Consider the following 1673-nt stretch of genomic DNA (forward strand, 5'->3'; position numbering starts at 1 on the left):
TTCCGCAGGGTGTCGTTTTTGATGACCACCTTGTCCAGCTCGTCCTTTTTCTCTTCTCCCATGACCGCAAAGGCAACATCATACGAGAAGTGCCCTTCCTGCGCCAGCCTTTTGAGCCGCTGCGCTTGGGAAAGGGACGGCGCATTCTGGGTGTCGTTCATAGCTTCTAAAAAATCCCGCTGTTGGCTTTCGTCCAGATAGGACAATTCCACAGCGGGATTAAAAGCAATCTTCTTTTCGTCTACCATGTCCAGCAGTTCAGGCATGAGGTTGGTCAGGCGGATAAAGCGCCGAACCTGATTCCTACTGTCGCCAGATTCCTGACCAACAATATCTGCTGTTTCCAACTTCCGCCCAAGTTGGGCGGAAGTTAAATCTGACCTAGCACCTTGATTTTTTAGGGCTTCCAGCTTCATTTTGTAGGCAAAAGCCCTTTCACTGGGCAAGATGTTTTCACGTTGGAGATTCGAGTCCACCATGAGCAAAACTGCGGCATCATCGTCCATTTGACGGACAATAACCGGCAGGGTGTCCAGCCCAGCAAGCTGTGCAGCGTGCTGACGGCGGTGCCCGGAAATGATTTCATAGCCCCCTTCCGGGCGAGGGCGGGCAATCAGCGGAGACAGCACGCCGTACTGTTCCACGCTTTCCACCGTGCGCTGCATGGATTCATCATCCAAAACCTTAAAGGGGTGGTTCTTGAAAGGGAACAGCTCTCCAATGGGAATCTGTTGCACCTGCTCCCGCTGCTGCTCCTGTCGGGATTCTTCGGTGGAGAAAATGTCATCTGCCCCTTTCAGCAACACGTTTAAGCTGTTTTTCGGCATTCGCCATCACCTCCCTTGTCAGAGATTTATAGGCTTCTGCCACCTTGCCTTTGGGGTCGTGCTGGAAAATACTTTTGCCTACGGCACTGATCTCCGCAGCACGGACAGACCGGGGAATGGTCTGGTCGAACACTTTGATCTTGCTGCCGTAGGCACCTCGAATCAAATTGTCGATCTGCTGTCCATAGTTGGTGCGGCTATCGGTCATGGTCAGCAGGATACCCTCAATTTTTAGCTTGGGATTGATCTGCCGTCGGACCTTCTGCACGGTCTGCAAAAGCTGTTCCAGACCTTTCGCAGACAGGTACTGCGCCTGCACGGGAATCAGGGTGGTGTCCGCCGCTGCCAAGGCATTGACGGTCAGCATCCCAAGGGAAGGGGTGCAGTCCAGCAGAATGAAATCGTATTCGTGCTTTGCTCCTTCCAGCACCCGCTTGAGCATCTTTTCCCGGTTCATGCAGTTGACGAGAGACACTTCCATCCCTGCCAGTTCGATGTTGGCTGGAATCAGGTCAACGCCCTCCGCATGGTGCAGAATGCCTTCACCGGGCGGAATGCTCTGATCGTTCATGGCTTTTGCCATCAAGGTGGAAAGGGTTGTGGGTAGTTCATCGGGCTGCTGCCAGCCCATGCTAATGGTCAAGCTGCCCTGCGGGTCAGCGTCCACCAACAGGACTTTCTTGCCCTCCATCGCCAGCCCGATGCCCAGATTTTCACAGGTGGTGGTCTTGCCGGTGCCGCCTTTCTGGTTGACGATGGCAATCGTAGTTGCTTTCTTTGAAATTTTTATCACCTCCGCATCGCTAAGTCGTGGTTGGTTTGGTTCTGGTAGGAAAGCTGCATCGT

2 protein-coding genes are annotated in these 1673 nt (G+C 53.4%); both read right to left on the reverse strand.

The window, feature by feature from the left end:
- A partial coding sequence (locus tag QZL71_RS13080; protein ID WP_294649180.1) for a ParB/RepB/Spo0J family partition protein occupies positions 1-827 on the reverse strand: 827 nt, incomplete at its 3' end.
- Positions 784-1617, reverse strand: coding sequence for a ParA family protein (locus QZL71_RS13085; RefSeq protein ID WP_294649183.1), 834 nt, complete (start codon positions 1615-1617; stop codon positions 784-786). The genes QZL71_RS13085 and QZL71_RS13080, both read right to left, overlap by 44 nt.
- Positions 1618-1673 lie beyond the last annotated feature (56 nt).

The sequence above is a fragment of the uncultured Faecalibacterium sp. genome, assembly GCF_900066275.1.
Lineage (GTDB): Bacteria > Bacillota > Clostridia > Oscillospirales > Ruminococcaceae > Faecalibacterium > Faecalibacterium taiwanense.